Below are 25,620 nucleotides of genomic sequence, written 5' to 3'. Positions count from 1 at the left end.
CATGGCTGAAAGCTCGGCCGGACCGCGCGAGCCGGTCCTCGTTGTCGCGGACGTGCACAAGATCTACTCCAGCGGCACCCATGCGTTGCGAGGTGTTTCACTGGCGGTCCGTCCGGGCTCGGTGCATGGCCTGATCGGTGCCAATGGCGCCGGGAAATCCACGCTCATCCGGATCATGTCCGGCGTCGAGACCGCGACCAGCGGGACGGTGTCGTGGCAGGGTGAGCCGGTCTCCTGGACGACCCCCAGCCAAGCGCTGGCCGCCGGCATGGCAGCGGTACACCAGCACACCCCGCTGGTATCGACCTTGTCGGTTCTGGACAACATCTTCCTCGGTCGCAAGGACTCGATGAGGTGGGATGTCGCACGGCGCGAAGGTGAGCTGCGCGAACTGTGCGAACGCATGGGCTACGACATCGATCCGCACCAGACCATCGGCGAACTGTCGACCGGCGGCAAGCAGATGGTCGCGATTCTGCAGGCACTGGCGCGTGACGCGAAACTGGTGCTGCTCGACGAACCCACGGCGGCGTTGTCGCCACACGAGCGGGACGTGCTGTTCAGTTCCATCCGCAGGCTGCGCGACCAGGGCACCACGTTCGTCTATGTGTCGCATTTTCTCGACGAGATCCTCGCCCTGACCGATCAGCTGACGGTCCTACGGGATGGTCAGGTCATCGTCGACGCTCAAACCTCGGGCGTGACCAAGCAAGAATTGGTGACCGCCATCGTCGGGCAACGACTGGCCAGGGTCGAACAACAGAACAGCGCCCCGGACAGGTCTACGGGAGAACCCCTGCTCGTCGTGGACGGTCTGAGTTCGCCCGGCCGGTTCGGCCCGATCAGCCTGACCGTGCACGCCGGCGAGGTGGTTGGGCTGGCCGGCTTGCTCGGCAGCGGACGCACCGAGCTCCTCGAAGCGATCTACGGCGCCGACCGTTCCGCGGCCGGCACGGTCCGGGTCGGCGAGCATCGCCTCCGGCACCGTTCACCGCGGGCCGCGGTCAGGGCAGGCCTGGCGCTCGTACCGGAAGACCGCGCCCGGCAAGGCCTGCTGCGGGATTGGGAGGCTTGGCGCAACATCTCACTGCCGTACTTGTCGAGCATGTCGCGTCGACGCCTCCTGCCCGAACGCCGACGCGAGCTGCAGATTACCGAGCAGGCAATCGCGGAGCTGAACATCAAGACACCGTCCCCGGAAGCGCCGGTCGGTGAGCTCAGTGGCGGCAACGCCCAGAAAGTCGTGTTCGCCAAGTGGCTCTACGGCCCCGCGCGGGTGTTCCTGCTCGACGAGCCGTCGGCGGGCGTCGACGTCGGTGCCAAAGCGGACATCATCCAACTCATCCGCAGGCTCGCCCGCGCCGGCAAGGGCGTGGTCATCGTCTCGTCCGAATTCGAGGAACTCCTCGGCGTTTGTGACCGCATCCTCGTCGTCCGGCGTGGACAGATCATCTCTGAACGCCCCGTGGTCGACACCGATCTGCATGAGCTGACCGCCTTGGCCAGCGGACTGTAGGAAAGGCACGAATCTCATGACCTCTGGTACCGCGACGGCACGCCGGCGCAGCAACAGCGGCTGGCGCCGTGCACTGGCACCCCGCTCCGCAGGCGTGGTGTATGCGCTGGTCGCTCTGGTCCTCGCGCTGACGATCACCTCGTCGGTGCAGTCACGGCCCAGTTATCTCAGCAGTGTCAACGTCAGCAACATTCTCGATCAGGCGTCACTGACCGGCATTCTCGCGATCTTCATGACCGTCGTGCTGATCACGGGTAACTTCGATCTGTCCGTCGGGTCGACCGCCGCATTGGCGGGCACAGTCGCGCTGAAGTTGATCGATCACTACGGCGCGCTGATCGCCCTGCTCGCCGCTCTGCTCACCGGTGTGCTGGTCGGGCTGATCAACGGCGTCCTCGTGCAGAAGGTCGGCGTCAACGCCTTCATCGTCACGCTCGGCACGCTCACGGCGGTCCGGGGTGTGGTCCAGGCAGTCCTCAATGGCCAGAGCATCACCGCGACGGACACGGTGTTCGAGAAGTTCGAGACCGCGAGGTGGACCATGCCGGAGGGCATCGCCATCGTCGGCGGCATCCTGCTGATCGCCGCGGGTGTCCTGCTCACGGTTCGCACGAGGCTGCGACAGCTCACCGCCGGCAACGTGATGCTGGTTGGCGCCGGTGTCGCCTTCCTGGCCATCGGCGCCTTCCGGCCCCTGCTGCTGAATGAGACCGTGCCTGTGTGGATCATGATCGTCCTGGCCGTGATCACCAGCCTGGTGCTGCGCTACACGGTCGTCGGCAGAAACATCTACGCGGTAGGTGGCAATCCCGAAGCCGCCCGGTTGTCGGGAATCAATGTCGATCGCTACAAGATGACTGCCTTCGTCGTGAACGGCTTCGTGGCCGCCGGCGTCGGTGTCCTTTACGCGGGCAAGTTCAACTCCGTCGATCCCACCCTGCTGACCGGTAGCGAACTCACCGTCATCGCGGCCGCCGTGCTGGGCGGGACCTCACTGTTCGGCGGATCGGGCTACGTCACGAAGTCGGTGATCGGCACGCTGATTCTGTTCACCCTCAGCAATGGGTTCAACGTCCTCAACATAGGCTCGAACTACCAGAATGTCGTCCAGGGCAGCGTGCTCGTCGCGGCTGCGGCAATGTATACCGCCACCAGTGCTCGAGGCGGCGGTCTCATCGCATCGGCCCTGGCCCGACGACGCAAGGCCGAGCCGGAGCTCCCACCGGCCACGGCCACCGTACCGGAGGACCAGTCGGCGGCGAACACCCCGCAGATGACCTCGGCGCCGCAGTCCGATTGACCTACGACCGAGCTCCCTTAGCTGGTCACCGTCCAGATCCCGGTGTCCCACTCCAGGTGCCGGATCAGCTCGTCCTCCCCGGGCCGGGGCGCGGGCGCCCCCCGGCCGGTGCGTGACGGGGAGGTACCGCCCCGGGAGACCTGGCCGCTGACGGTGATGTTGTGCTCCACACGCGGGCGGCGGAGCGCCTCGTAGAGGGCCAGTGCGGTGTCGGTGTCCGGCGCGTCCCGCAGGGCCTTCGCGAGGACGACGGCGTCCTCCAGCGCCATCGAGGCGCCCTGCCCGGTCGCCGGGGAGGCCGCGTGCGCCGCATCACCGATGAGCAGCGCCCGCCGGGAGCGCCACGGCGTGCCGAGCGGCATCTCGGTGGCGTTGGTGACCATGATGCGGTCGCCGGTGGCCGCGACGATGTCCGCGGCCGGGGTGGCGTCCTTGCGCAGCAGCGATACGAGCAGTTCGCGCCACCGCGCGGACGTGCCGTCCGCGATCTCGTTGGCCGCCAACGGCTCACCGGCGACGCGCGCGAACCAGTACGTCTCCCCGGCAGGCGACACCGTGTAGCCGAAGGCGGCCGCGCTGCCACGCACCATGGTGATGCACTCGGGCCCCCCGGCCGGGGTCGCGCCGGTGGTGTAGCCGTAGAAGACCCGTTGTCCCGCGTAACAGGGCTGCGCGGCGGGGGCGATCGGCCGCCGGACGGTGGAGCTCAGCCCGTCGGCGCCGATGAGCAGGTCACCGGTCGCGGTGCTGCCGTCGGTGAAGCGTGCGGTGACGGCGCCCGGGCCGTCCTCGACGGATGCGAGCCGGGCGCCGTGCCGGACGCTGATGCCCCGGCGCGCCGCCGCTGCCTGCAGGGCGGCGTTGAGCTCGCCGCGACGCATGCACCGGTACCGGAGGAGCGGGTCGCCTGCCTCCCCGAGCGGCATATGCGCCAACTCGGCGCCGGAATCGTCCAGGACACGCATCGTGCTCAGCGGGAAGCCGATCGCGGTGACCGCGTCGGAGGCGTCAACCTGCGCGAGAGCTCGCATGCCGTTGCTCGCGAGCGTGAGGAACGCGCCGATGTCCTCGGCCCCGTCGGGGTGCGCCTCGAACACGGCGGCATCGAGCCCGGCCTTGTGCAGGGCCAGTGCTGCCGACATGCCGGCGATCCCGCCCCCGATGACGACTATCCGCCCCACGATCACACTCCGCCCGTACGCGCGCGGCCCCGGCCGGCCACGCATGTACTGACTCGAACGCCCGAGCGACGTCCGGGGTTCCACAACCGCCCCGGCCCAGGACGCGGCCCAGGCCGGCCCGAATCGGTGACCGGCTCGGGCAGCGCCCGAAGCGGCGCGGTTGGCGGAGAGCCCGGTGACGCCGATGCCCGTCGCAGAACCAGGGGCTTGTGACGTTCTCGCGGCCGCGCCCTCGGACATCCCTTTCGCGACGCGGCATACTCAGCGCTTTGCGCGTGGAATCACTCCAGAAGACCTCGTGACGCGATTGGGTGCCGCTCCTGACAGCCCGAGGCCCCCGGCCACCGCAGCGGCCCCCTTTCGGGTGACATGAGGTCCCGACTGTTGTCACGAATTGTTATCAGTGGGGTACTTAACATAGTCGAATCGCTGTGGTCGTCGGCGAAGGGGCCGGCCCGGGACCCGCCCGTCTGTCGACCCGATGGATTCAGGGAGCGCCCCTATGCCGGTTTCACCGAACCAGGGTTCCACCGGTGGGGGCGACGCAGTGACCCTCACCGGCAGCCACTTCACCGGCACCATCGGCGTGCGCTACGGCTCCCGCCAAGCTGCCGGCTTCACCGTCGTCAGCGACACCACCACCGCCACCATCACCCCCTCCGGCTACGGCGCCGTCCCGGTCTCGGTAACAACCCCCGGAGGAACGGGAGTAGTCGGCACCTTCTACTACCTGCCGGCGCCCGCCTTCCGTCTTGTCCCGCCCCCCGCTGGCCCTCTGGCAGGTGGCAACGCGGTGATCCTCACCGGCCTCGGCCTCTACACCACGAGCGAGGTCCGATTCGGTACGCGGGCAGCCGAATTCACCGTCGACTCCGACGGCCAGCTCACCGTGACTGTCCCCGCGGCGGCCTCCGCGGGCCCGGTGACGGTCACCGTACGCACCAGGGGCGGAATCGCCGGCGGAGTCACCTACATCTACCTCGGCCCGCCTTCCATCACCGTTGTCACCCTCGACTCAGGAGCGGTCGACGGCGGCAATCTTGTCGTCGTCACCGGCACCGGGTTCTCCTACACCACCAGCGTCGCCTTCGGTGGCACACCTGCCATCTCCTACCGGATCGCCTCGGACACCGAGATCGACGCCGTGGTACCAGCCGGAGCGCTCGGCTCGGCCGATGTCTCCGTCACCACTCTCGGTGGCACCACTATCGCCTCGGGCGCCTATACCTACCTGGGACGCTTCGCGGTGCTGGGTGGACAGTCGGTGACCAACACCGGCCCCTCAAGCGTCACCGGAGACCTCGGAGTGAGCCCGGGAGTGTCCATCACCGGATTCCCGCCCGGCCAGGTGAACGGCACCATCCACACCACGGATGCGAACGCCCTTCAGGCCCAAGCCGATCTGATCGCGACATACGACAAGGCCGCCGCCCAGATCCCGACCGCCAGCATCTCCGGAGACCTCGGCGGCCTGACGCTGACTCCCGGCGTCTACAACGCCGCCTCTTCCATCGGGCTCACCGGCACGCTCACGCTGGATGCACAGGGCGACCGCAACGCCGACTGGATCTTCCAGATCGGATCGACCCTGACGACGGCAACCGCAAGCCGCGTGCTCCTCACCAATGGCGCCACGGCCCGCAATGTCATCTGGCTGATCGGAAGTTCAGCCACTGTGGGCACCGCTACCGCCTTCGCAGGCAGGATCCTGGCCCAGACATCGATCACGTTGACCACCGGCGCGACGGTCAACGGCCAGGCCCTGGCCCGCGACGGCTCCGTAACCCTGGACACGAACGGGATCACCCGCCCGTGGTGAAGGTCCACACGCCGCATACAACGCCGTCGGCAGGAGGCCGCGAGGGTTCGTCGCGGCCTCCTGCTGACAGATTCGCAGACACCTGGGCAACGATGTCCGGACCGGCCGTCGCGTGCTGATGGCCGGTTCACCGCTGTCTCCGTACCGGTGATCGTGGACCTCGTGTCCCCGCGACGCCGGCCATCCGGGGCGTCGCTCCGTTCCGTGTCAGGGGCCGGGCCTCACCAGGACGGCATCATTGCCTCGGGGTAGCGGGATCCGGCCGCGCCGTGCGGCAGAATCTCCAGGACGCGGGCGAGGTCCTCCGGCGTGAGCGTGACGTGCGCCGCCGCGGCGTTCTCGGCGACCCGCTGCGGGCTGCGGGTGCCCGGGATGGGCACGATGTCGTCGCCCTGGGCCAGCAGCCAGGCCAGCGCCAGCTGTGTGGCCGCGATGCCCTTGGTGTCCGAGAGCGCGGTCAGCCGGCGGATGGCGGCCAGGTTCCTCTCGTAGTTGCCGGGCTGCCAGCGGTCGTCCCAACTGCGCATGTCGTCCGCGGGGTACTCGGCGGCGGGTTTCACTGTGCCGGTGAGGAATCCGCGGCCCAGCGGCGAATACGGCACGAATCCGATACCCAGCTCGCGCACCACCGGCAGCACCTCGGCCTCCACGGCGCGCTCGAACACCGAGTACTCGGTCTGCAGCACGGACACCGGGTGGACGGCGTGGGCGCGCCGGATGATGTCAGGGCCGGCCTCGCTGAGCCCGAAGTAGCGCACCTTTCCTTCGGCGATCAGCTCGCCGACCGTGCCCGCCACGTCCTCGATCGGCACATCCGGGTCGACGCGGTGCTGGTACAGCACGTCGATGTGGTCGGTGCCGAGGTGGCGCAGGCTGTTCTCGGTGACCTCGCGGATGTGTTCCGGCCGGCTGTCCAGCGCGGCCCCGACTTTCTGCGGATCGCTCAGGTCGAAGCCGAACTTGGTGGCGATCGCGATGTCGTGGCGGAAGTCCTTCACGGCACGGCCGAGCAGTTGCTCGTTGCTGCCGGTGCCCATGCCGTACAACTCGGCGGTGTCGAAGAGGGTGACGCCCAGTTCGTACGCCCGGCGGATGGTGGCGATGCCGCCGGGTTCGTCGGCGGCGCCGTATGCCATGGTCATGCCCATCGTGCCAAGGCCGATCGCCCCGACCTGCAGGCCCTGTGTGCCGAGCTTGCGCTTCGGCAGGTTCTTGTCGTGCTGTGTCATGCCGTCAACGCTAGGGGTGCGCCCACCGCGAGGTCATGGGGCGGAGACCGCATAGGATTGCCTAATCCTCTCAGCAAGGGAGTGCTTCATGCTGGACCAGCTCGCGGCGGCCATCGCCCGGCACAGCAGTGGCCTGTGGTCCGAGAGCGCGGTGCCACGCCTCATACCGGTCGCGCTCGACGAGCTCGTCGCGCCCTGCGACCTGTTGTACGAGCCGATGATCTGCTTCATCGCCGACGGCGCCAAACGCACCATCGCGGGCGACCGGAGCTGGGTGACCGGCCGCGGTGAGATGTTCCTCAACTCGCTCGTGGTGCCGGTCACCGTCACGTTCGAGCGAGTGCCGTACCGATCGGTGGTGCTGCGACTCGACGGCCGGGCGCTCGCCGACCTGCTGCTGGAACTGGACGGAACAGACCCGCGCACGCTCCCTGGTCCCGGCGGGCAGATCACCGCGCCGATGACGCCGGAACTCATCGACGCCGTCACCCGGTGGGTGGGGCTGCTCGACACCCCGGACGACATCCGCCCACTGGCGGCCCGCATCGAAAGCGAGATCCTCTACCGGCTGCTCGGCAGTCCGCTCGGCCCGATCCTGCGCCAATTCGCGCTGGCCGACTCCGGCGCGGCCCGGGTACGCACGGCGGCCGCGTGGATCTCCGAGCACTACACCGAGCCGCTCAGCATCGACATGATCGCGGCGGTGGCACACATGAGCACCGCCACACTGCACCGGCACTTCAAGACCGCCACCGGTATGAGCCCGCTGCGGTTCCAGAAACACCTGCGGCTGCAGGAGGCACGGCGGCAGTTGGTCGCCGGCAACACCACGGCGGCGCTGGTCGCGGAAGCGGTCGGGTACGCGAGCGCGACACAGTTCAACCGCGAGTACCGAAGCGCCTACGGCCTACCGCCCGCCCAGGACGCGGTCCGCCTGCGCGGCCGGCTGGCGAACGCCCGGGGAGCCTAAGAGGTATCCCGTAATGCCTGGTCATCCGTGTTGATCTGGAGTCCTGGCCCCGGTGATGCGTTCAGGCGGCCACCTCCAGTTTCAGGTTGTGGAGCGCGGCGATGCCTGCGATGGCGTGGTCGATACCGTCGCCTTTGCGTCGGCACTGGCGGAGGATCTGGTGGTCCTTGAGCCGGGCGAGGGTGTGCTCTGCGACCGCGCGGCGTTTGCGGAAGCGGCGGTGGGCCCGGTCTTGATGATCTTCCCGTCGGGTCCGCGGCGAGGGGAACGGACGGTGTCGATGCCCCGGTATCCGCCGTCACCGGACAGACGGGGGGGTGGGGCGGCAGGGTCTGGCCGACGGTCTCCCGGAAGACCACGACGTCGTTGCGGTTGCCGGGCCACGTCTTGCCGACCGCGACCACGCGCCGGTCGCGGGCCTGGCGCACCACCTCGGTGTTGACGCTGCGCCGGTAGTTCTTTGACTTCGCGGTGCGTTTCTTGTCGTGGACGGGGATCAACGTGCCGTCCACCAGCCACAACTCGCGCTTGTCGGTGGGTGGCGGGCCGAGCCGGGCGGCCAGGTGGGGGGCGAAGTCGGCGATGGTGCGGTGGACGGCGGAGTCGGAGATGTCGAACAGGAGGCCAAGCTGAAGCGTAGTCAGGTTGGTGCGGTAGGCCAGGGCGACCAGCAGGACCCGGTCGGCATAGGACAGGGCCCACGGGCGCCCCCGGCCCCGGTCGGGGCGGCGGTGCCACAGCCGGGTGATCAGCGTCTTCAACTGCGGGCCGGACAGGCCGGTCCAGGCCCGCAGTTCGGCGCTGGAGCAGAAGGCCAGGCGAAGAGACCTACATCAGACCGTAACCCGAACTGACAACCCGGCGTTATGCCTGACGCTGGTCTGGGAGGAGGGGTGAAGGTGATGCTGCCGCAGCAGCGGTCTGCTCCTGCTCCTGCTCCTGGGGAGGGTCGGCGGTTCCGGGGGCCGAACCGGGGCGAGCCGTGGCAGCGGGAGAGGGACGTGGCGGTGTCGGTGATCCGGCTGCCGCTGGTCGTGCAGGATCCGGCCGCCCGGCACCGTGTGGAGCTGCTGTTCTCGGCGATGTGGCAGGTCAAACGGGCCCTGCAACGCGATGCGCGGGCGGTGGTGGATGCCTACTGGGCCGGGGAGGTGCGTCGCGAGAGCGACCCGAAGGCATGGCGGGCCGAACTCGGACTCTCCCGCACCGGGCTGGAGCACCGTGCATACGCGCATGTGGAACGCTCACGCTGGCTGGGCGACCACGTGAGCAAGGCGTTGGCGATGCACCAGGCCGATGAGGTGTGGGCCGGGGTGGCCCGGCACCTGTCCCCCGACGCTTCCGGACGGCGGGCCGGACGCCCGAAAACCGGGTCCTGGTGGGAGTACACCCGGATCCCCGGCCGGGCCCGCTCCCACACCACCGACCGCAAATGGGAGACCTTCCGCCTGCACGGCACCCTCACCGGCCACCTGAACACCTACCGCCACCCCGCACTGCCCGAACATGTCACCACCCCCGCACAGGCCGCCACCCTCCCCCCGGGCACCAGCGTGCTGGCCCAGCCCCGCAAGACGCCCGCCCCGCCCCGCCCCACCGGCCGGATCGCCACCGGCACCTCCGACCAGAAGGGACGTCCCCGCACCCGGGCGGCGACCTGGTTCGACCACACCGGAGCACTGACCGTGGTCTTCGCCGGCGGCCCGGGCAGCCGCGACGGGGACCTGGTCCTGCCGGTCCGGCTGCCCCAGGGCACTGGCCGCTGGCCGTATCTGGCGCACTACCTGTCCGACCCGGACCTGTGGCACAAGGTCGACCTGGTCCGGCGTCGCGACGCCGCCGCCCGCGCGTGCTGGGCCATCTCCGCTCCCTGGTCCCAGGTCAGCGACCTGCGCAGGTGCCCGGGAAGTCGGGCGATCGTGGCGGCAATGGCATCGCGAACGAGCAGCATCAGCGCGCCGGTGATGGCGGCGGCGGCGAGACGTCTCCAGCGCGAACGTGGGATCTTCATGGAATCCTCCTGGCTGGTTGAGTAAACGGTCCGGGACGCGGGCTACTGCGTCGGACCGCTGATCCCGGAGGTGTTGATGGCCTTCAGGCAGTCCGCGACCGCGTCGGCGGCTGCCTCGCGGGCCGGTGCGAGATAGCGGCGGGGGTCGACGGTCGCGGGATCCTCGCTCAGCGAGGACCGGATCGAGTCGGTGAAGGCGATGTTGAGCAGCGTCCCGATGTTGACCTTGGTCATGCCGTGGGTGACGGCGTCGCGCAGTGCCGGGTGCGGGATACCGGACGATCCGTGCAGGACCAGCGGGACGGGCACCGCGTCGCGGAGCCGGGTGATGAGTTCGAGGTCGAGCCGGGCGGTCCGGGTGAGCATGGCGTGGCTGCTGCCGACCGCGACGGCGAGGGCGTCGACCCCGGTCTCGGCGACGAACCGGGCGGCCTGGGCGGGGTCGGTGCGTACGCCGGGGGTGTGGGCGGAGCCCTTGCCGCCGATCTCGCCGAGTTCGGCCTCAATGAACACCCCGTTGCGGTGGGCCCAGTCGGCGGCGGCGCGGGTGGCGGCGATGTTCTGCTCGTCCGGCAGACGCGAGGCGTCGAACATCACGGAACTGGCGCCGCACGCGGCGGTGCGGTGCAGCAGACCGGTGTCCTCGACGTGATCGAGGTGCAGCGAGAGCCGCGCGGGGCTCGCCTCCGCGATCGCGACCGCCGCGGCTGCCAGCGGCATCACATCGTGGTGGTAGCGGACGGCGTTGTGGCTGATCTGCACGATGGCGGGCAGTGCGGTGATCTCAGCCCCGGCGGCGACGGCCTCGATGTGTTCGAGGGTGATGACGTTGAAGGCCGCGATGCCGGTGCCTGCGGCGCGGGCCTCGGCGATCAGGTCGGTGGTGGTGCTCAGCACGGCGGAACGCTCCTGTCAGTGGATGGGCGCGGACTGGACGGCGGTGACGGTGACGGTGCGGGCCAGCGCCCCGGCCCGCAGATCGTGGCCGATCGCGACGGGTGCCGGGCTGACGTCCCGCAGCAGCGCCCCCAGTGGCACATCGCGCCAGCCGACCGCGGCGGACTCCCGGGCGATGCCCCCGGCCTCGTCGACCAGACCGAGGGTGGCCACCCCTAAGGCGAGCGGGTCGGCGCCGTAGCGGAGGTGTCCCTCGTCGATGATGAGGCGCGCGGCGAGCAGATTGGCGACGACCGTCCGCGGGCCCTCGCCGCCGCCCGTCGGCCGCCGCTGCTCGTACAGGACGTCGAGCCCGGTGCTGAGCAGCGCCGACTTGATCGAGGTGCCGCCGACGTCGACGCCCACGACGTAGGGAGTCATGAGCTCAGCACAACGGAACGGGTGAGGTTGCGGGGGCGGTCGGGGTCCAGGCCCTTGCGGGCCGCTGTCGCGGCGGCGAGCCGCTGGACCCGCACAAGATCGACCTGCGGGTCCTCGGCATGGTCGACGAACAGCGCACCGGTCGGTGTGACGTCGTCGCGCAGGTGGTCGCTGTCGGGTCCGAAGTGCCATACGAGGCGTCCTGGGGCGGCGATGGAGATCGGCCCGTGCCGGTACTCCATGCTGGGGTAGGCCTCGGTCCAGCCCTGGGTGGCCTCGCGCATCTTCAGCGCGGCCTCGCGGGCGATCCCGTGGGCCCAGCCGCGGCCCAGGAAGGTGATCTGCCCGGCCGTGACCCACTCCTCGGGCAGCGGCTCGGCCAGTACGGTTTCCAGGGCGTCGGCCAGCGCTTCGACCGGCTCGCCGAGGGTCGTCCGCAGCGTCGCGAGCGCGGTCGTCGCGAACAGGGTCTGTACGACGGAGCGTTCATCGGCGAAGCCGAGGTCCACGATGTGGTCCGCGGCCCCGACGATCGGGGTGGCGGTGTCTGCGGTCAGCGCGACGGTGGGGCAACGGCCGCGCAGGCGGTCGAGCAGTTCCAGGACCTCGGTCGTGGTTCCGGAGCGCGAGATCGCGACGAGGCGGTCGTAGCCGCGCTCGTGGGGAAACTCCGAGGCGGTGAAGACATCGGTCTCGCCGAACCGGCGCTGTTCGCGCAGCGCCGCGTAGGCCTCGGCCATGAACCAGGACGTGCCGCAGCCGACGACGGCGACCCGCTCCCCGCGCTCCGGCAGCCCGGTGCCCGCTGCGGTGGCGACGGTCGCGGCCTTGCGCCAGGCGTGCGGCTGGCGGGCGATTTCCTCGCCGATGAACGACATGCGGGCTCCTTCTATGCGTGGTAGTGCGTGGTGTGGCGGCGCGGCCGGTGAGTGTGGCGTGCCGGCGTTACGGCTCCCCGGCCCGCTCGGAGGCGGGCCTTGTCGAAGTCGCTCCATGTCCAGGACGCGGTCGGATACGCGCCGGGGTGCACCGACGTGTCCGGCTTCAGGTCGGTCAGCGGCTTGATGACTCCGTTGGACGCGTAGAGCTGGAAGTTCGGGCCGTTCATCCAGAATACGTCCGGGGCCTGTCCACCGGTCGCCGCGGCCTGAAGCTTCGTGAAGTACTGGTTGTACGGCGTCAGTTGCACTGACACCTTGATGTTCGGGTTCTTCGCCTCGAACGCGGAGATGATCTTCTTCCTCGCCGGTACCTGGTTGACGTCCCAGACCCCGTAGGTCAATGACGCCTTTCCGTCACCGCCGACCGACGTCTTGTCGCTCGAACACGCCGCCACCGACATGAGCAACGCCAAGGGCCCCGCCACCGCCGCCAACTCTCGTCTCCGCACTTCGCACTCTCCTGGATCTCCTGGATCAAGACCTCATCGGACCATCGACCAGACCCCGCCGCCGTGGTTGATCAGACCCTAGAGTGCTCATAAGCAGTCGCTCAATTGAAGACCCGCATCGGGCGGGCCGCCGCCGCGCTCGTCGGCACCGGCGATGTCGTCGGCATCAACGGCGGCACGACGACGACGGAAGTGGCCCGCGCGATTGCCGAACGCCAGCCCCCCGACGACGGGAAGGCGCCCCAGCAGATCACCATCGTCACCAACGCCATCAACATCGCCGGCGAACTCACCGTCCGCCGGCACATCAAACTCGTCATGACCGGTGGCGTCTCACGGCTGCAATCCTTCGAGCTCACCGGCCCATTGGCCTACGACACCCTCGCCCAGATCGACCTCGACTACGCCATGCTCGGCGTCGACGGCTTCGACCCCGAACTGGGCGCCAAGGCGGCCGACGAGGACGAGGCACGTATCAATCGGCTCATGGCCGAACGGGCCCGCAAGGTCGTCGTCGCGGACAGCAGCAAACTCAACGCGCGGGCCTTCGCCCGGATCTGCCCGCTCAGCGCCGTCGACTGCTTCATCACCGACGCCGACGCGCCCGGCGACGCGATCGCGAAAATCCGCGACGGCGGTGTGGAGGTCATCGTCGTCTGACGGCCCGTCGTTGCGCTTGGCGTGGAGGGGGGGGAGATCGGCTCGCTGTCCGGCAGGTACAGGCTGGTGACGTCGATGGCCACCGTCCGCAGGCCCCGCCGGAACGCACCGGACGGGTTTACGGCACCTACAGGGCTGAGGTCGAACTCAGAGTTCGGGTGAGGCTCCTTTTGCTTGGAGCGGGTCATGCCGACCTTCGAGAATGGCACGCCAGGGCCCTCAAAGACCCGCCTGATCGCGGGGACAGCGCGTGCAGGGCGCTCCATGCCACCGCCGTGCACAGCGCGGCGAGCGGCAGTTCGAGGCAGGCGGCCATCAGCACCGCCGTGTGCTCCGCTCCGGGCGCGGCGGTCAGCACGCCGAACCAGGCGTCGGCCACCAGCAGCACCGCGGTGGCCGGGGCCACGGCGACCCGCCGCCGGTCGCCCCGGGCCAGTAACAGGCCGGTGCCGACCAGGCCGACGGCCTCCATCACGGCCAGGCCGGTCTTCACCACCGGGTGCGGGCCGGCCACCCGCGCCAGCACGAAGATCCACGGGACCATCGCCACCCCGGCGGCGGTCAGCGTGCGGGCGGCCCGTCCGAAGCGCAGCGTCGTCGTCATGCCGTCCACCCTGCCGGTCCCGGCCGCCCTTGTCGGTAGCCCTTCCAACCGGCTCGGGGTGGTGCTGGGTACACCCCCGGGCTGAAGGCAACTCCATGGTCCGGGCGGCCGCCCGCGCTCTACCGTGTGCGCATGGCCCCACTCACCGCGCTGCGCGACGCGCTCCGACGCTTGCGCCGTGAGACGGCCTTCAACGCCGCGGGGGTACCGCTGCAGATCGTCCCGGCGCTGCTGTGGACGGTGCTGTGGAAGGGGTCAGCGCCCGGCCTGCTGCTCATAATCTTCGCCGCCGGAGCGCTCACCACCTTGCAGCGCCGCAGGTTCGCGTCGCTCGCGGGCGTGGAGATCCCCCTGCTGCCCGCCGCCCGGCGCAGGCCCACCCTGCGGGAAGCGCTGATGTGGCTGAGCTACGGGGCGACCTGGCGGCAGGTCGCCTATCACGCGCTGGTGGGGCCGCTGGTGGCCTGCGGAACGGCCGCCACCGCCGTGCTGTGAAGCTGGGGCGCGGCGGCGGGGACCGCCCTGGTGTGGATCTGGGTGGTTCCGCCCGAGCAGCGGCCGAAGTTCCTCCGGTACACGACGGAGGCCCAGTACATCGACGCGACCGGCGTCGCCGCCCTGCTCCTCGCCTGGTGGCTCACCCACGTCCTGGTGCGGCTCGACACCCGCGCCGCCCTCGCCCTGCTGGGCCCCAGCCGCGCCGAGCGGCTCACTCGCCGGGTCGAGGACCTCACCGAGAGCCGGGCGGGGGCGGTGGACGCGGCCGACGCCGAACGGCGGCGCATCGAGCGGGATCTGCACGACGGAGCGCAGCAGCGCCTGGTCTCCCTCGCCGTGAACCTCGGTATCGCCCGGGCGACGCTCACCGAGCTGCCCGACGACGCCCGGCAAGTCATCGACCAGGCCCACCGGGAGGCGAAGGAGGCGATAGACGAGCTGAACAACCTGGTACGCGGCCTGCATCCGGCCGTCCTGGACGACCGGGGACTGGACGCCGCCCTGTCCGGCATCGCCGCCCGCGCCCCGCTGCCGGTGCGGCTGCGCGTCGACGTACCCCGGCGGGCCGCCCCGACCATCGAGGCGGTCGCCTACTTCACCGTCTCCGAGGCGCTGGCCAACATCGCCAAGCACGCCCCGGACGCCTCCCGGGCGGACGTCACCGTGGAGGGCCAAGGCGGTACGCTCCGGGTCACCGTCGCCGACGACGGCCCCGGCGGCGCCGACCCCGCCCACGGCTCCGGCCTGGCCGGCCTGGCCCGCCGGGCGGCCTCCGTGGACGGCACCTTCTCGATCAGCAGCCCCGCCGGGGGCCCGACCGTCATCACCGTGGAGCTGCCGTGCGTCGTCCCTCCGTGATCGCCGAGGACTCCGACACGATTGCAGCGGCCACGACCGCCATGCCCGGTATCAACCCGGTGCTGACGGTATGGGAGAGTCACTCTGCAATCCGGGGTTGCTAACGCCTGCCCAGCAACAGCCCCGCGCCTTCCTCGGCGTCGCCGTCTCTAGGATGTGAACATGGCAGATGGACCCATAACAGGCCCTCGGGGGGCGTCCACAGCCCACCGCCGGTCCGCGAAGGAGACGGACGAGACGCGGGGCGACGGGGAGCCGTCTGGCTGCACGGTAGGCCCAACGCAGGCGTAGACACAGGGGTTTGAAGATCCTGGCGTGCACCACCGCCGTGCTTATCCTGGTCGTAGCCGGTTTCCTTTATTATCTTTACAACCAGTTGAACGGGAATATTCATACTGCGGCTATCTCCACAAAGAGTGCAGGAGTGGAGAAGAAGGACGCCTTCGGTCGATCCCCGATCAATATCCTGGTGGTCGGCTCGGACTCCCGCAGTAGCAAGGCAGACTGCTCGCTGGGCGGTGCCTGCGGCGCCTGACCTCGTCCACCTGCTCAGCCGGCTCCATGGAGGAGAACGTAGAGGAGCCGCCCCCTTCGCTGGGCGTTCCCTGCACGATCCACTTCGTACGCAGCTCCACAACCCCTGGTTCCGGACACGTCCAGTCAAAGCGCGTGACGCACAGCGCATCGACGTCGAACCATGAGCTCCATCCCCGGCCGTCACTGAGAAATCCCAGCTCAGAGGCTTCCACGACCCCGTAGGAGGACGGGAGGCTGCTCCAGTGGCCTACCAGCAGGTGATCCAAGTCCATCCGCAGATCTTCGCGCATCAGGAAGTTGTCCCTCTCGACTGAGTTCGATGAAACAGCGACTGGGTCGCATAAGAACGGACATCAACGAAGGTTGACCGCCCGCCTCTGGTCCCGCACAAGGTTCTCTGACTAGAGTCAGACAATGGATGCGGCGCAGATCGACCAGGTGCGGCGGTTCAACCGCACCGTCACCGAACGCGTGGGCGTGCTCCACGACCACTACCTGGGCCGCGACAGGCCCATCGGCGAGGCCCGGCTAGTCTGGGAGATCGGCGAGCAGGGCCAGGACGTACGGCGGCTGCGCGAGCGCCTCGGGCTTGACTCCGGGTACATCAGCCGGCTGCTGCGCTCCCTGGAGACCGACGGCTTGGTGACGGTGGAGCCGAAACCCCGGGACAGACGGGTGCGCACCGTCCGGCTCACCGACGCGGGCCGCGCGGAGCGCGCCATGCTCGACGGCCGCAGCGACGAGCTGGCCAGCTCCCTGCTGGAGCCGCTCAATGCCGCCCAGCGCGCCCGGCTGGTCGCCGCGATGGCCGAGGTCGACCGGTTGCTGACCGCCGCGACGGTCACGCTGGACGCCGTCGGCCCGGACCACCCCGACGCCGAGCACTGCCTGCGGTCCTACTTCACCGAGCTGCAGGAGCGTTTCGAGACCGGCTTCGACCCTGCGCGGAGCCTGCTGCCCGACGCCGGCGAACTCCGGCCGCCGCACGGCCTGTTCCTGGTCGCCCGGCTGCAGGGCGAGCCCGTCGGCTGCGCCGGTCTGAAGCTGCCGCCCGGCGCCCCGGCCGAGATCAAACGCATGTGGGTCGCGCCCCATGCCCGGAGGCTCGGCCTCGGCCGCCGGTTCCTGGCCGAGCTGGAGGCGCGGGCCGCCCAGCACGGCCGCGACGTAGTGCGCCTGGACACCAACAAGGCGCTCACCGCCGCGATCAGCCTGTACCACTCCTGCGGCTTCCAGGAGATCCCCGCCTTCAACGACGAGCCGTACGCCCACCACTGGTTCGAGAAGCGGATCACCGCAGCGCCGTCGAAATGAGAGTCCTGGCGGCCGTTCGCGAGAACCTGCACGTCGCGGACCATGGATGAGGATTATTACGTCCGGGCAGGTCAGGCCGCGTGTGCGTAACGAACGCCCGGTCGGGCTCGGTCGGAGGGCGGTGGCTACTTCTGGATTCGCGCATGCGACTCAAGGAGAAGCCGCGCCGCGCTCTCGTCGGTGATCACGGAGTTGGCCAGTCCGCCGCGCAGCACACTGTGGATGGCCCGCGCCTTGGACGCGCCGCCGGCCACCGCGATGACCTCCGGGATCCGGCGCAGCTGCTCGGCGTCAATACTGATCGTCAGCCGGCTGATGTCCCCTCCCGTGGGTGTGCCGTCCTGCGCGAGCAGGATCGAGCAGACCTCCGCCGCGATGTCCGTGGTGGACAGCGAGGCGAGCATCGCGGGGGGCATCGCCTCGTAAACCTGCGACCCGTCCGGGCCCCAGCTGCCGATGGCCACGGCTGCCTTGGTGATGGACGGGAACCGTGAGGTGGCGGCGGCGATGCCCGGCTGCTCGTACAGCGCCCTGGCCGTACCGGCGTCGGACACCACGAGCGGTGCGTATATCGGATAGGCGGGTCCGCGCGAGACTGCGGCCAGCTGGCGTACGAGATCAATGGTGTTGGCGCCGACCGCCCCGGTGACACCTGTCATCTGCACAATGCTGCACGGCGCCAGGCTTCTCAGCGCCCCCGCCATGGTGTCGAGTGTGCGTCCCCAGCTCACACCGAGGACGTCGTCCTCGGTCACGATCTCGGTGAGCAGCTCGGCGGCGGCGGTGCCCAGCTCCCGGCGCAATGTCACAACGTCCGGAGCCGTCACCTTGACCACCAGAGCGTGCTGGAGCCGGAACGCGACGCGCAACTGCTCGGACAGCTCACTGTCCACGGCGGTGGGCACACCGATCTCGATACGGACGATGCCCTGCTTACGGCACTCGTCGAGGATGCGCGCGACCTTATAGCGCGAGATGCCGAGTTCGTCGGCGATCTCCTTCTTGGCCTTGTCCTCCAGGTAGTACCGGCGCGCGACCGTCGTGGCGCGCTGGAGTTCGGCTGGACCCATGGGATTCCCCCTCCTGAACGCTTCGGCGGCGGAGTCCACCCGCCCTGACCCCCGCCCATATGGGCATCCTACTTGACGCATGGGCGGGCTGGAGGTCTGATACTCACACCCCACGCCATAAGGCCGTAACGCGGCATTTACGGCGTGAACATGTACGTGCCGTCATTCAGCAGCGGGAGAGGGCCGATGAAGTTCCCCGACCGAGCATTCGCGCCGCGTGGCCCGATCGCTCATTGTCACTCTTGGGGTGGATTGTCATGAATGAGAATGTCAAGACGGCCACCCGGGCCCCTGTGATGGAAGCGAGGGGCATCCACAAGGCCTTCGGACAGGTCCAGGCCCTCCGGGGCGCCGAGTTCAAGGCGCGAGCCGGTGAGGTCACCGCGCTGATCGGGGACAACGGCGCCGGCAAGAGTTCCCTGGTCAAAGTGCTGTCCGGCGTCTACACCGCGGACGAGGGAGAACTGCTGATCGACGGGAAGCCCGTACGCCCGGGATCGCCCCAGGATGTCCGGGCGTACGGCATCGAGACCGTCTACCAGGACCTGGCGCTGGCCGGGGACCTGACCCCGTACGAGAACGTCTTCATGGGCCGCGAACTGCGCCGCTCCGGGGTCCTGGGCATGCTCGGCGTCGTGGACCGGGGCCGGATGCGCGACCGGACGGAGGAGGTATTCGACGCTCTGAACGTCCGGATCAAGGACCACAAGGGGCGCGTCGCCGCCCTGTCCGGCGGTCAGCGGCAGAGTGTCGCCATCGCCCGCGCCGCCATGTGGGCATCTCACCTGGTGATGATGGACGAGCCGACCGCCGCGCTGGGCGTCGCCCAGACCCAGAGTGTGCTCGAACTGATCCGCAGGGTCGCCGACAGCGGTATCGGGGTCATCCTCATCAGCCACAACATGACGGACGTACTGGAAGTCGCCGACTCCATCCAGGTCCTGCGCCTCGGCACCCGCGTCGCAACGTTCCGCCGCGGTGAGGCCACGGTCGCCGACCTGGTGAAGGAAATGACGAGCGGCAAGTCCGCCGAGGTGAACTCATGACACTGCTCCGCAACAACACATCGGTGGGCGACACCATCGCCAACGGCACCGGTGGGACACATGGCGCCGCCGCCCCGCGCTTCCTGCGCGCCGCGCTGGGGCGGCCCAGCATCGGCATGCTCGTGATCCTGCTGCTCATGCTCGTCCTCTTCTCCGCACTGCGGCCCGACACCTTCCTCGGTACGTACAACTTCCGCTCCATCGCCCTGTCGGCCGCCGTGATCGGTGTCGCCGCCATCGGTCAGACGTTCGTTCTGGCGACGGGCGGAATCGACCTCTCCATCGGGTCGGTCCTGGTCTTCGGCACCGTGGTGTCCGCGAAGGTGATGGGCGCCATGGGAGGCATGAGCGCGGGATGGGGCGCCGTTGGCGTCGGTGTGCTGGTGTGTGTCGTCGCCAGCGCCTTTTGGGGCCTGGTCAACGGGCTCATCATCACCTATCTGCGGGTACCCGCGCTGATCGCGACGCTGGGCACGCTCGGTATGGCCCTCGGAGCGGCCCAGATCATCAGCAACGGCCTCGACATCCGTACGGTGCCCTCGGTGATGACCGACACGATCGGCTACCAGAACATCGCGGGCGTCCCCGTGCTCGTGGTCATCGCCCTGGTGGTCGCGGCCGGCGCGGGGCTGGTGCTGTGGCACACCATCTACGGGATCCGGACGAAGGCCATCGGCTCCAATCCGGAGGGCGCGCTCAGGTCGGGCGTTCCGGTACGCCGCCACCTGATCTCCATCTATGTCGTGAGCGGTGCGCTGGCCGGAGTGGCGGGCGCGATGAGCCTCGCCCAGTTCTCCACGACCACCATCGCGGGCCACACCGGTGACAACCTCACCACGATCGCGGGCGCCGTCCTCGGAGGTACCAGCCTCTTCGGCGGGGTGGCCACGATCTTCGGCACCGTCATCGGAATCCTCGTCCCGGTGACCCTGCAGAGCGGGTTCGTCATCCTCGGCGTCGAACCGTTCTGGCAGACCTTCGCCGTCGGCGCCGTGCTGGTCGCCGCCGTCTTCATCGACCAGGTCCGCAGGGGGACCCAGAACCGCGGCTGACCCGCGCTGCCCTCCCGGGGCAGCCGGCCGCCGGCCTTCCGTACCCCCTGCCCGTATCACCACTCCACTCCGGATTCCGCACAGGAGAGTCGTATGTCCAAGCCGTTCGCGCCATTCACCGGCGCCACCCGTACGAAGAAGGCAGTCATCGCGCTCAGCGCCCTCGGCCTGATCGTGACCGCCGCCGGATGCAGCAGTTCGAGCCCCACCGCCTCCTCGGGGTCCGCGGGATCGTCCAAGGTCGCGGTCAAGAGCGTCGCCTTCGTCGGCGGGGTGAAGGACAGCCCCTTCTACTCGGCGATCGACTGCGGCGCCAAGACCGAGGCGAAGAAGCTCGGCGTGAAGTACACCTATTCCGCGCCCGGCACCTTCGACCCCGCCGCCCAGCAGCCGGTGCTCAGCTCCGTCGTCGCCCAGCAGCCGCAGGCCGTCCTCATCGCGCCGACGGACAAGACCGCGATGTTCCAGCCGATGCACCAGGCCAAGGCCGCCGGCATCAACCTCATCACCGTCGACACCAAGCTCAGCGACGTCTCCGATCTGTCCAGCCAGATCAACAGCGACAACATCGCGGGCGGCGCCCTCGGCGCCGACAACATCGCCAAGCTCATCGGTGACAAGGGGAAGGTCGTCGCGCTGAGCGAGCCGCCGGGCAGCAGCACCGATGACGAGCGCGTCAAGGGCTTCGTCGACGAGATGAAGGCGAAGCACCCGGGCATCACGGTGCTGACCACGCAGTACGCCGACCACTCGGCGCAGGCCACCGCGTCCAAGGTCAGCTCCGTCCTCGCGGCCAACCCGGACCTGAAAGGCGTCTTCGCGGTGGACAACTTCACCGGTGACGGCGCGCCCGTCGGTGTGCGCAACGCCAACGCGCGCTCCAAGGTGAAGATCGTCGCCTTCGACGCCCAGCCCAGCCAGGTGCAGTCCCTGCGCGCCGGGGACATCGACGCGATCATCTCGCAGGACCCGTACGACATGGGTGTCCTGGGTGTGCAGTACGCCGTCGCCCTCGGCAAGGGCTCGACCGTGGACAAGGCCAAGATCACCGGTCTGGCCGCCATCACCAAGCAGAACATCGACGACCCCAAGGTCGCGCCGTTCGTCTACAAGTCCTGTTGACCCGCGGGGCCCGGCGAGTCCCGCCGGGCCCGGGTCACACTGACGTCACCGTGTGCCCCCACGCGCGCGGACCGCGATCGCACTTCGCCTAGGAGAACCACCATGCCCGTCGTCGCTGGAGTTGACTCCTCGACCCAGTCCTGCAAGGTCGAGATCCGCGACCTTCACGACGGCTCGCTGCTCGGCTCGGGGAGCGCACCACACCCACCCGCGTTCCCACCGAGAAGCGAACAGGACCCCGCCGCCTGGTGGACAGCGCTCAAAGCCGCGCTCGTGACCGCCAGGAACGACGCCGGTGTGTCCAGGACCGACATCATCGCGCTCGCGGTCGACGGCCAGTGCCACGGCCTGGTCGCCCTGGACGCCGCCGATCAGGTCGTACGGCCGGCGAAGCTGTGGAACGACACCACCTCCGCACCACAGCTCGAACGGCTCAAGCGGCTGATCGGGGCGCCGGAGTGGATCCGCGCCGTCGGGTCCCTGCCGACCGCCGCCTTCACCCTCAGCAAGATCGCCTGGCTCGCCGAGAACGAACCCGCCCACTACCGGCGGCTGCGCCACGTCCTGCTGCCGCACGACTGGCTGACCTGGAAGCTGTCGGGACGCCATGTCACCGACCGCTCCGAGGCCTCCGGGACCGGCTACTACAGCGCCGCGGAATCCCGCTACCTGCCCGAATTCCTGGTCCATGTCGACGCGGAACGCGACTGGGCGGACGCCCTGCCCGAGGTCGTCGACGCCTCGACGGCCGTCGGTACGGTCAGTGGCACGGCGAGTACGGAACTGGACCTGTCGCCCGGCACCCTCGTGGGGCCGGGCGGCGGGGACCAGCACGCGGCGGCCCTCGGCCTCGGTATCGTCCCCGGGGACGTGGTGTACACGTTCGGCACCTCGGGCGTCGTCTTCACCACCAGCGACACCCCGGTGTTTGATCTCACCGGCATGGTCGACGGTGTCGCCGATATGACCGACGGCTACCTTCCTCTCGTCTCGACGCTGAACGCCGCACGCGTCACCGACACCTTCGCCCGTATCCTCGGCGTCGATCACGACGGGCTGGCCAAGCTGGCGCTCGACGCCGCCGGCGGCTCCGGTCTGGTCCTCGCGGCGTTCCTCGACGGCGAGCGCAAGCCCAACCGTCCCGGCGCCCAGGGGATTCTGTCCGGTCTGACCTCCGCGACCGATCGGGAGGACATCGCGCGGGCGGCTTTCGAGGGCGTGATCCTTGGACTGGTCTCCGGTGAGCGCCAGCTCAATGCCGCCGGTGTCAGGACCGGCGGCCGTCTCATCGCGACCGGCGGAGGCGCGCGCTCCGCCGCGTACACCCAGCTTCTGGCCGATCTGACCGGCCGTGAGGTGCTGGTCGCCGACGCCCCGGAGGCATCGGCTCGCGGCGCCTGCGTCCAGGCCGCCGCCATCGCGTCGGACCGGCCGGTACGGGAAGTCCTGCGGGCCTGGGCCCCGGCGACCCGGTCGGTCGCCACCCCGCGCCCCGGCTCCGGGACCGTGCGCGAAACGGCCGCCGACCGTTACGCGGTCCTGGCAGGCTGGGACGCGCTCGACACCCCCGCCACAGATTCCCCCGGGACGACAGCGTGAGGTACCCGACGCTGAACCCCGCCATCCTCGCGGAGATCGCCCGCCACCCCGGGGCCACCCTCGCGGGCAGTATCTACGCCGTCGCCGAGGCGGACCGGCTGGCCACCGCCGAGCACCTCGTCCACGCGAGCCTGTGGATCCACGCCGACGTGATCATGGACGATCTCACCCACTGGGGCGTCGACCTCTCCCTCGTACGGACCCTCTCCGAGCGCGGGATCGGACCGCTGGACGTCCATGTCATCGCCCCCGAACTCGACGGACTGATCAGCGAGATCTGCGCCCAGAAGGTCAACCGCATCACCTTCCCGTTCGAGTCCTGCCCGGACCTGGACGCCGTGGCAGACATCGCCCGGCGGATCCGTTCCTCGGGAGCCGCGGCCTGGCTCGCGGTGGCGCCCGGCACGGATTTCGCCGAGGTCCGGCCGTGCTTCGAGACGATCGACGGCCTGCTGGTCATGCTGATCGAACCCGGCAGTACCGGCGCCGCCGACCCGGCGCTGGCCGCCAGGGCCGGGCAGACGGGACCTGGCCTGCCCTCCGGGGTCGACGGCGGGGTGGACGCGGCCAACCTCGGCGCCTGCCTCAGCGCGGGCGCGAGCTATGTCGTCTCCGGCCGGGCCCTGCTCTCGTCCTCGTCGTCCGCCGCCGCCGGCTCACCCGGCTCCGCTTCCTCCACTCCCACCGGTCGCACACCGAAAGGAAGATGACCATGTCTCATACACCAGAGGTTCCCGAGACGATGCGGGCGAGTGTGCTCAGCGGCGTCGGTGAGATCGCCGTCGAGGAGCGCCCCGTCCCGGCGGTCCGGCCGGACGAAGTACTGGTCCGCGTCGCGGCCGTCGGAGTCTGCGGCTCCGATGTCCACTACTACCGCGAGGGCCGGATCGGCGACTTCGTGGTCGACAAGCCGCTCGTCCTCGGCCACGAGGTCTCGGGCCGGATCGTCGCCGTCGGCGCGGACGTCGACACCGGGCGGATCGGCGAACGCGTCGCCATCGAGCCGCAGCGGCCGTGCCGGGTGTGCCGCCAGTGCAAGGCGGGCAGCTACAACCTCTGTCCGCACATGGAGTTCTACGCCACGCCGCCCATCGACGGCGCCTTCTGCGAATACGTCACCATCCAGGCCGACTTCGCCCACCCGGTGCCCGACTCCCTCTCGGACGAGGCGGCCGCCCTCCTCGAACCGCTTTCCGTCGGCATCTGGGCGGCGCGCAAGGCCCGTATCGTGCCCGGTTCCCGGGTGCTGATCGCCGGAGCCGGACCGATCGGTGTCATCGCGGCCCAGGCGGCGAAGGCGTTCGGCGCCACCGAGATCATCGTGTCCGACCCGGTGGCCGACCGCCGGGCCCTCGTGGCACGCTTCGGCGCCACCCGTACGATCGACCCGGTCGCGGAGAGTGTGCGCGATCTGGGCGTGGACGCCTTCATCGACGCGTCCGGCGCGACCCCCGCCGTGGTCAGCGGTATCGGGGCCGTACGCGGCGGCGGTGTCGTCGTACTCGTGGGCATGGGAGCGGACGAGATCGCGCTTCCCATCCCGTTGATCCAGAGCAGGGAACTCATCATCACCGGGGTGTTCCGCTACACGGACACCTGGCCCGTAGCGGCCCAGCTCGTGGCCTCCGGACAGGTGGACCTCGACAGCCTCGTCACCGGTCGCTTCTCTCTGGAAGACGCCGAGAAGGCACTCAACGCGGACCGGACGCCCGGCAGCCTCAAGACCATCGTGGTGCTCTGATGAGCGTTCTGGACACCTTCAAGCTCAACGGCCGCAAGGCCCTCGTGACCGGCGGGAACCGGGGCCTCGGCCTCGCCTTCGCCACCGCGCTCGCCCAGGCCGGCGCCCAGGTGGCCATCGCGGCCCGGGACGCGGAACGCAACGCGCTCGCCGTCGCGGAGGCGGCCGAGCAGGGACTCACCTTTGTCCCGATCACCGCCGACATCACCGACGACGACGATGTCACCCGGATGACCGCCGAGGCGATCGCCGCGCTCGGTGGACTGGACATCCTCGTCAATAACGCGGGCACCTGCTTTCACAACGATTCCTGGCACGCCACCGATGACGAGTGGTCACAGGTCTTCGACCTCAACGTCCGCGCGCTGTGGAAGTGCAGCCTCGCCGCGGGCAGCCATATGACGGACGCGGGCTTCGGCTCCATCGTCAATATCGGCTCCATCTCCGGGCTCATCATCAACCGGCCCCAGTGGCAGCATGCCTACAACGCGTCGAAGGCCGCCGTACACCATCTGACGAAGTCCCTCGCGGCGGAGTGGGCACCCGCCGGTATCCGGGTCAACGCGGTCGCCCCCGGTTATGTGAAGACGGAGATGGCCCCGGTGGACCGGCCCGACCTGCGGCGCTTCTGGATCGAGGACGCGCCGCAGCAGCGCTATGCGCTCCCCGAGGAGATCGCGCCGGCCGTCGTCTTCCTCGCCAGTGACGCGGCGTCGTTCATCACCGGCTCGGTCGTGGTCGCCGACGGCGGATACACGGTCTATTAGGCCGGCCCGCACACGCGGG

The 25,620-nt window shown here is 69.6% G+C and carries 24 protein-coding genes and 1 pseudogene; 16 read left to right on the top strand and 9 right to left on the bottom strand.

Annotated features, from left to right (window positions below):
* Position 1 precedes the first annotated feature (1 nt).
* Both FCI23_RS25385 and FCI23_RS25380 read left to right on the top strand, forming a co-directional pair.
* Positions 2–1,516: a sugar ABC transporter ATP-binding protein gene (locus FCI23_RS25385; RefSeq protein ID WP_136726245.1), complete on the top strand. Its 1,515-nt coding sequence runs from the start codon at positions 2–4 to the stop codon at positions 1,514–1,516.
* A gap of 16 nt (positions 1,517–1,532) precedes the next feature.
* Positions 1,533–2,816 carry a sugar ABC transporter permease gene (locus FCI23_RS25380; RefSeq protein WP_136726244.1) on the top strand — a complete coding sequence of 428 codons (1,284 nt, stop codon included), beginning with the start codon at positions 1,533–1,535 and terminating at the stop codon, positions 2,814–2,816.
* 17 nt (positions 2,817–2,833) lie between these two features.
* On the opposite strand, the gene FCI23_RS25375 is transcribed toward FCI23_RS25380, so the two are convergent.
* The gene (locus FCI23_RS25375) at positions 2,834–3,997 is read right to left on the bottom strand and encodes an FAD-dependent oxidoreductase (RefSeq protein WP_136726243.1); all 1,164 of its coding nucleotides are present in this window, start codon (positions 3,995–3,997) and stop codon (positions 2,834–2,836) included.
* A 502-nt stretch (positions 3,998–4,499) separates the two neighbouring features.
* On the opposite strand from FCI23_RS25375, the gene FCI23_RS60060 reads away from it, so the two are divergent.
* Complete coding sequence (locus FCI23_RS60060; protein WP_136726242.1) at positions 4,500–5,816, top strand: ice-binding family protein; 1,317 nt, start codon at positions 4,500–4,502, stop codon at positions 5,814–5,816.
* Positions 5,817–6,037: 221 nt separating this feature from the next.
* Here the strand turns inward: FCI23_RS60060 and FCI23_RS25365 are convergent, their stop codons facing one another.
* Positions 6,038–7,045 carry an aldo/keto reductase gene (locus FCI23_RS25365; protein ID WP_136726241.1) on the bottom strand — a complete coding sequence of 336 codons (1,008 nt, stop codon included), beginning with the start codon at positions 7,043–7,045 and terminating at the stop codon, positions 6,038–6,040.
* A gap of 88 nt (positions 7,046–7,133) precedes the next feature.
* On the opposite strand from FCI23_RS25365, the gene FCI23_RS25360 reads away from it, so the two are divergent.
* Positions 7,134–8,015, top strand: coding sequence for an AraC family transcriptional regulator (locus tag FCI23_RS25360; protein ID WP_136726240.1), 882 nt, complete (start codon positions 7,134–7,136; stop codon positions 8,013–8,015).
* Here the strand turns inward: FCI23_RS25360 and FCI23_RS64625 are convergent.
* Positions 8,012–8,776, bottom strand: a complete 765-nt coding sequence (locus FCI23_RS64625) for a transposase family protein (protein ID WP_246143974.1) — start codon at positions 8,774–8,776, stop codon at positions 8,012–8,014. The genes FCI23_RS25360 and FCI23_RS64625 overlap by 4 nt on opposite strands.
* Before the next feature lie 240 nt (positions 8,777–9,016).
* On the opposite strand from FCI23_RS64625, the gene FCI23_RS25350 reads away from it, so the two are divergent.
* Complete coding sequence (locus tag FCI23_RS25350) at positions 9,017–10,051, top strand: hypothetical protein (RefSeq protein WP_246143986.1); 1,035 nt, start codon at positions 9,017–9,019, stop codon at positions 10,049–10,051.
* A gap of 17 nt (positions 10,052–10,068) precedes the next feature.
* Here the strand turns inward: FCI23_RS25350 and FCI23_RS25345 are convergent, their stop codons facing one another.
* From FCI23_RS25345 to FCI23_RS25330, 4 genes are read right to left on the bottom strand one after another with little or no spacing between them, the layout of a single operon-like run.
* The gene (locus tag FCI23_RS25345; RefSeq protein ID WP_136726239.1) at positions 10,069–10,923 is read right to left on the bottom strand and encodes a class II fructose-bisphosphate aldolase; all 855 of its coding nucleotides are present in this window, start codon (positions 10,921–10,923) and stop codon (positions 10,069–10,071) included.
* Positions 10,924–10,938: 15 nt separating this feature from the next.
* The gene (locus FCI23_RS25340) at positions 10,939–11,343 is read right to left on the bottom strand and encodes an ROK family protein (RefSeq protein ID WP_136726238.1); all 405 of its coding nucleotides are present in this window, start codon (positions 11,341–11,343) and stop codon (positions 10,939–10,941) included.
* Positions 11,340–12,221, bottom strand: coding sequence for an SIS domain-containing protein (locus FCI23_RS25335; RefSeq protein ID WP_136726237.1), 882 nt, complete (start codon positions 12,219–12,221; stop codon positions 11,340–11,342). The genes FCI23_RS25340 and FCI23_RS25335 overlap by 4 nt, the downstream gene beginning before the upstream one ends.
* A gap of 11 nt (positions 12,222–12,232) precedes the next feature.
* On the bottom strand, positions 12,233–12,733 hold the full coding sequence (locus tag FCI23_RS25330; RefSeq protein ID WP_211265472.1) for an ABC transporter substrate-binding protein: 501 nt from the start codon (positions 12,731–12,733) through the stop codon (positions 12,233–12,235).
* 105 nt (positions 12,734–12,838) lie between these two features.
* On the opposite strand from FCI23_RS25330, the gene FCI23_RS25325 reads away from it, so the two are divergent.
* Positions 12,839–13,393: a DeoR/GlpR family DNA-binding transcription regulator gene (locus tag FCI23_RS25325; protein ID WP_136726236.1), complete on the top strand. Its 555-nt coding sequence runs from the start codon at positions 12,839–12,841 to the stop codon at positions 13,391–13,393.
* Positions 13,394–13,577: 184 nt separating this feature from the next.
* On the opposite strand, the gene FCI23_RS25320 is transcribed toward FCI23_RS25325, so the two are convergent.
* Positions 13,578–13,997: a hypothetical protein gene (locus tag FCI23_RS25320; protein ID WP_136726235.1), complete on the bottom strand. Its 420-nt coding sequence runs from the start codon at positions 13,995–13,997 to the stop codon at positions 13,578–13,580.
* Between the two features lie 132 nt (positions 13,998–14,129).
* Between FCI23_RS25320 and FCI23_RS25315 the strand changes: the two are divergent.
* From FCI23_RS25315 to FCI23_RS25305, 3 genes and pseudogenes are all read left to right on the top strand, one after another.
* Positions 14,130–15,353: pseudogene (locus FCI23_RS25315) on the top strand (histidine kinase).
* A 301-nt stretch (positions 15,354–15,654) separates the two neighbouring features.
* On the top strand, positions 15,655–15,888 hold the full coding sequence (locus tag FCI23_RS25310) for a hypothetical protein (RefSeq protein ID WP_136726234.1): 234 nt from the start codon (positions 15,655–15,657) through the stop codon (positions 15,886–15,888).
* A 416-nt stretch (positions 15,889–16,304) separates the two neighbouring features.
* Complete coding sequence (locus FCI23_RS25305; protein ID WP_136726233.1) at positions 16,305–17,204, top strand: bifunctional helix-turn-helix transcriptional regulator/GNAT family N-acetyltransferase; 900 nt, start codon at positions 16,305–16,307, stop codon at positions 17,202–17,204.
* A 125-nt stretch (positions 17,205–17,329) separates the two neighbouring features.
* Here the strand turns inward: FCI23_RS25305 and FCI23_RS25300 are convergent, their stop codons facing one another.
* Entirely contained in the window at positions 17,330–18,274 is a 945-nt protein-coding gene (locus FCI23_RS25300; RefSeq protein WP_169316937.1) for a sugar-binding transcriptional regulator, read from the bottom strand.
* Positions 18,275–18,531: 257 nt separating this feature from the next.
* Here FCI23_RS25300 and FCI23_RS25295 point away from each other — a divergent pair, with 257 nt between their 5' ends.
* The 7 genes from FCI23_RS25295 (at position 18,532) to FCI23_RS25265 (ending at position 25,601) form a co-directional block, all read left to right on the top strand.
* The gene (locus tag FCI23_RS25295; protein ID WP_136726231.1) at positions 18,532–19,320 is read left to right on the top strand and encodes an ATP-binding cassette domain-containing protein; all 789 of its coding nucleotides are present in this window, start codon (positions 18,532–18,534) and stop codon (positions 19,318–19,320) included.
* Positions 19,317–20,372, top strand: a complete 1,056-nt coding sequence (locus FCI23_RS25290) for an ABC transporter permease (protein WP_136726230.1) — start codon at positions 19,317–19,319, stop codon at positions 20,370–20,372. The genes FCI23_RS25295 and FCI23_RS25290 overlap by 4 nt, the downstream gene beginning before the upstream one ends.
* A 93-nt stretch (positions 20,373–20,465) precedes the next feature.
* On the top strand, positions 20,466–21,494 hold the full coding sequence (locus tag FCI23_RS25285) for an ABC transporter substrate-binding protein (RefSeq protein WP_136726229.1): 1,029 nt from the start codon (positions 20,466–20,468) through the stop codon (positions 21,492–21,494).
* 102 nt (positions 21,495–21,596) lie between these two features.
* The gene (gene xylB / locus FCI23_RS25280) at positions 21,597–23,093 is read left to right on the top strand and encodes a xylulokinase (protein WP_136726228.1); all 1,497 of its coding nucleotides are present in this window, start codon (positions 21,597–21,599) and stop codon (positions 23,091–23,093) included.
* A complete protein-coding gene (locus FCI23_RS25275; protein ID WP_136726227.1) occupies positions 23,090–23,803 on the top strand; it encodes a beta/alpha barrel domain-containing protein in 714 nt (237 codons plus the stop codon). The genes xylB and FCI23_RS25275 overlap by 4 nt, the downstream gene beginning before the upstream one ends.
* Positions 23,804–23,805: 2 nt before the next feature.
* The gene (locus FCI23_RS25270; RefSeq protein ID WP_211265471.1) at positions 23,806–24,834 is read left to right on the top strand and encodes an NAD(P)-dependent alcohol dehydrogenase; all 1,029 of its coding nucleotides are present in this window, start codon (positions 23,806–23,808) and stop codon (positions 24,832–24,834) included.
* Positions 24,834–25,601: an SDR family NAD(P)-dependent oxidoreductase gene (locus FCI23_RS25265; RefSeq protein ID WP_136726225.1), complete on the top strand. Its 768-nt coding sequence runs from the start codon at positions 24,834–24,836 to the stop codon at positions 25,599–25,601. Before FCI23_RS25270 ends, FCI23_RS25265 begins: the two co-directional genes overlap by 1 nt.
* Positions 25,602–25,620: the final 19 nt, after the last annotated feature.

The organism is Actinacidiphila oryziradicis, assembly GCF_005047355.1.
In the GTDB taxonomy this organism is placed as follows: domain Bacteria; phylum Actinomycetota; class Actinomycetes; order Streptomycetales; family Streptomycetaceae; genus Actinacidiphila; species Actinacidiphila oryziradicis.
Note: the sequence above shows the minus strand (reverse complement) of the source record. Positions and strands in the feature narration are given on the sequence as shown.